Here is a 4,378-nt window from a genome sequence, read left to right on the forward strand (position 1 = left end):
CCGCAGCGCGACAGCCGGGGAAGATCTGCGCCCCGCTCGGCGATAAGTGCGAGCTTCTTCTCCCGGCGCCACCCCTGTAGCTGCTTCTCGCGCGTGAAGGCTAGCTCGACCGCGTCGAACCATTCCGCATAGACGAGCCGAACGGGTCGACGTTTCCGGGTGAAGGATGCCGCCAGGTCATCGTCGTTGTTGTGCTCCCACACGCGACTCTCGAGTTCGCGGCCGGTACTCCCGACGTATAGCGCACCGCCGCGGCATTCGAGGATGTAGGCCCAAGGCATCCCGTGATCATGGCAGCCTGTGGCGACTGCTCGCGGAGACTGTGGAGAACGTCGCGTCGGGTCCGGTCCCTTCGACAAGCTCAGGGACCTCGCGTGGGCTCAGGGACCTCGCGTAGCTGGAGGTCTCGGTGCGGCGGAGGTGGCTGAGCTTGTCGAAGCCTCCGGTCCCTTCGACAAGCTCAGGGACCTCGCGTGGGCTCAGGGACCTCGCGTGGGCTCAGGGACCTCGCGTGAATCAGAGGCCACCCCCCGCCCGCACCCACGCGTACGTGATCTCGGGGCGGCCTTGGCCCCCGTACCGGGGAACGCGGCGCACCCGCCCGACGTCGGCGAGGTGCTCGAGGTAGCGGCGCGCCGTCACGCGCGACATGCCCTCGGTCTCGCCGACCTCGGTCGACGACACGGCTCCGGATGCCGTGCGCACACGTTCCGCGACGGCCTGCAGCGTCTCGTCGCTCAGGCCCTTCGGCAGCACCGGCGGGGTGACGGTGCGCAGCGATCCGAGCAGCGCGTCGACCTCGGACTGCGTCGCGTCACCGGCCGCGCGGTCGAGGCCCTCGACATAGGTGCGGTAGGCATCGAGGCGCTCGCGGAACGCCGCGAACGCGAACGGCTTGATGAGGTACTGCACGACGCCGATCGACACGGCGGCTCGGACCGTCGCCGCATCGCGCACGGCCGTCACGGCGATGATGTCGACGCCCGACCCGGCCGCGCGCACCCGCCGCGCGACGTCGAGGCCGTTGCCGTCGGGCATGGTCATGTCGAGCAGCACGAGGTCGATCCGCCGCTCCGGGTCGGCGAGGGCGGTGAGGGCCGCGCGCGCTCCGGACGCCTGTCCCGCGACCTTGAAGCCCGGCACCCGCGCGACGTACGCCGAGTGCAGCTCGAGGGCGAGGGCGTCGTCGTCCACGACGAGCACCCGGATCACGACTCCTCCTCCACCGACGGCAGGAACACCCGCACCGTCGTCGGGTCGCCGGTGATCTGCAGGGTTCCGCCCCGGGCGGCCACGATATCGCGCACGAGTGCGAGCCCGACGCCGCGCCCGCCCGGTGCCTGCTCCGTCTTCGTCGATGCGCCGAACGCAAAGGGGTCGGGCAGCGACGGGTCGAACCCGCCCCCGCTGTCCGACACCTCGATCGCGACGTCGCCGCCCTTCTCCGCCAGGGCCGCGCGCACCCAGCGCGGCTCCGCGCCCGAGGCGGCGGCATCCAGGGCGTTGTCGACGAGATTCCCCACGACCGTCACCGCTTCCGCGGGCGCGAGCGGCAGCCTCGGCCTCGGCTCCGACACGTCGAGGTCGAGGCGCACGCCGCGCTCGGCCGCCTCGTCGAGCTTGCCCAGCAGAAGGGCGACCACCACAGCATCCTCGTCGTCCGAGACCAGCCGGTCGGCCAGTTCCTGGCGTTCACCGGTGGATGCCACGATCAACCGCCGCGCGTCATCGAGCCGCCCGAGCTCCAGCAGCGCCAGCAGCGCGTGGAGGCGGTTGCCGTGCTCGTGGGTCTGCGAGCGGAGGGTGTCGCTGAGCGTGCGGACGCCTTCGAGCTCGCCGAGCAGCGCCTGCAGTTCGGAGCGGTCGCGGAGCGTCATGACGTGTCCGCGCTCGGGCGCCCGCCGTCCGTTGAGGTCTCGCGCGTCCTCCTGGTTGACGAGCAGGACGCGATCGCCGTTGACCACCGTCTCCTCGACCATGCGGCGACCCGTCGAGATGGCCTCGGCGAGGGTGGCATCCATGTCGACGTCGTGCGGATCGAGCGAGACCTGGCCCATCGTCGCGGGCGGGAGCCCGAGCAGGTCGGCGGCCTCGTCGTTGTAGAGCACGATCCGTCCCTCGCGGTCGGTGACGACGAGCCCCTCGCGCAGCGAGTGCAGCACCGTCTCGTAGCTTTCGACGAGCCGCGACAGCTCGGCCGGGGTGTACGACCCCGTGACCCGTCGCGCGCTGCGGCGCACGTACAGCGCCCCGAGCACGCCGACGCCGACGATGGCGGCGGATGCCACGGCGATCAACGGCACGCGAGCGGCGAGGTCCTGCTGCACGGCGCCCAGGGTGACCCCGACCGAGACGAGCCCGACGATCGGGCCGTCCTCGTCGCCGCCTTCGCGGATCGGCGCGATCGTGCGCACCGACGGGCCGAGGGTGCCCTCGTACACCTCGGTGTAGGTCTGACCGGCGAGCGCCTCCTCGCGTGAGCCCTGGTACTGCTGCCCGATCTCGGAGCGATTGCGGTGGGTGAGGCGGATGCCGTCCGGCGTCATGATCGTGACGAACGAGAGGTCGGCGTCGCCGAGGATCGACTCGACCATGGGCTGCAGGGTCGCAGAGTCGCGCCGCGCGACGAGGGCGGCTACGTCGGGCTCGTGCGCCAGGGTCTCGGCGACCGAGCGGGTGACCTGTTCGGCCTGGCGCTGCCCCGAGTCGCTGAGCTGGAACGACAGCAGCACCGCGAGCACACCGGCGACGAGCACGACGACGCCGAGGGAGACGAGCGCCAACCGCCCACCCACGCTCAGCCGCATGTCACACCCTTCGTCGCGCCTGCCGTGAACAATACGACCACAAATGGTTCCCCCGTCCCGCCTCGATCAAAGTCTTCACATCGACCGGCGCCCCCGCCGGACTCAACGAAGGCGTTAGAAAAGGGGAATCACCCGTGGCACTCTCACTCCGCACCACGCGCGACGGTCGGCCTCGCAAAAGGATCGACCGCAACCACTGGCTCTACATCTCGGTCATCCTCGCGGTCGTCGCCGGTGTGATCGTCGGCCTCGTCGCTCCCGCATTCGCGACGACCCTCGAGCCCATCGGCAAGGGCTTCGTCAGCCTGATCAAGATGATGATCGCTCCCGTGATCTTCTGCACGATCGTCGTGGGCATCGGCTCGATCGCCAAGGCCTCCACGGTCGGCAAGATCGGTGGCCTGGCGCTCGGCTACTTCCTCGTGATGTCGACCTTCGCGCTCGGCATCGGCCTGTTCGTGGGCAACATCATCCACCCCGGCGAGGGCCTCAACATCGCCGGTGCGCAGTACGACGCCGTTCCCGAGGCGACGACGACGCAGGACTTCATCCTGGGCATCATTCCGACGACGTTCTTCTCGGCCTTCACGGGCGGCAGCATCCTCCAGGTGCTGTTCATCGCACTTCTCGTCGGCTTCGCGCTGCAGGGGATGGGCGAGCGCGGGGCGCGCATGGTCGAGGGCATCAAGAACTTCCAGGTCCTGGTCTTCCGGATCCTCGGCATGATCCTGTGGCTCGCTCCGGTCGGTGCCTTCGGCGCCATCGCCGCGGTCGTCGGCAAGACCGGTTTCGGTGCGGTCATCAGCCTCGGCATCCTGATGGGTGCGTTCTACCTGACGTGCTTCCTCTTCATCGCGGTCGTCCTGGGCGGTCTGCTGTTCGCCGTCACCCGCGTCAACATCTTCTCGCTCATGAAGTACCTGGGCCGCGAGTACCTGCTCATCGTCGGCACCTCCTCGTCGGAGGCCGCTCTTCCCCGCCTCATCGCCAAGATGGAGCACCTCGGCGTCTCGAAGCCCGTCGTCGGCATCACCGTCCCGACCGGCTACTCGTTCAACCTCGACGGCACCGCGATCTACCTGACGATGGCGTCCCTCTTCATCGCGACCGCCATGGGCGCCCCGATGTCGATCCCCGAGCAGATCGGCCTCCTGATCTTCATGATCATCGCCTCCAAGGGCGCGGCCGGCGTCACCGGTGCCGGTCTCGCGACCCTCGCCGGCGGCCTCTCGGCCTACCGCCCCGACCTGGTCAACGGCGTCGGCGTCATCGTCGGCATCGACCGCTTCATGTCGGAGGCCCGCGCGGTCACCAACTTCACCGGCAACGCGGTTGCAACCATGCTCATCGGCGCTTGGACCAAGCAGTACGACGGACAGCGCGTCCGCGAGGTGCTCGCCGGCAACATCCCGTTCGACGAGACGCTCCTCACCGGTCACGACCACTCCGCGACGCCCGCGGATGCCAAGACCGAGCTCCCCGCGACGGTCGACACGCAGGCGCTCAACGCCTTCCGCGCTCAGGCCGAGGCGGAGGCTGCGGCGAAGGGTCGCTCGTGAGCCTGACCCACG

At 69.7% G+C, this 4,378-nt stretch carries 4 protein-coding genes; 1 reads left to right on the plus strand and 3 read right to left on the minus strand.

The window, feature by feature from the left end; genetic code table 11:
- From P2P98_RS04575 to P2P98_RS04585, 3 genes are all read right to left on the minus strand, one after another.
- Positions 1-281: GIY-YIG nuclease family protein (locus P2P98_RS04575; RefSeq protein WP_275797618.1), on the minus strand; the 281-nt coding region annotated here is incomplete at its 3' end.
- A gap of 235 nt (positions 282-516) precedes the next feature.
- Positions 517-1,212, minus strand: a complete 696-nt coding sequence (locus tag P2P98_RS04580) for a response regulator (protein WP_275797620.1) — start codon at positions 1,210-1,212, stop codon at positions 517-519.
- Entirely contained in the window at positions 1,209-2,807 is a 1,599-nt protein-coding gene (locus P2P98_RS04585) for an ATP-binding protein (protein WP_275797622.1), read from the minus strand. Before P2P98_RS04585 ends, P2P98_RS04580 begins: the two co-directional genes overlap by 4 nt.
- Positions 2,808-2,941: 134 nt before the next feature.
- Here P2P98_RS04585 and P2P98_RS04590 point away from each other — a divergent pair, with 134 nt between their 5' ends.
- Complete coding sequence (locus tag P2P98_RS04590) at positions 2,942-4,366, plus strand: cation:dicarboxylase symporter family transporter (protein WP_275797624.1); 1,425 nt, start codon at positions 2,942-2,944, stop codon at positions 4,364-4,366.
- The last annotated feature ends 12 nt before the right edge of the window (positions 4,367-4,378 follow it).

It is taken from the genome of Microbacterium sp. Kw_RZR3 (assembly GCF_029222405.1).
Lineage (GTDB): Bacteria > Actinomycetota > Actinomycetes > Actinomycetales > Microbacteriaceae > Microbacterium.

Coding starts and splice junctions, on each gene's coding strand:
- P2P98_RS04585 (WP_275797622.1), bottom strand. CDS start 2,807: ATGCGGCTGAGCGTGGGTGGGCGGTTGGCGCTCGTCTCCCTCGGCGTC.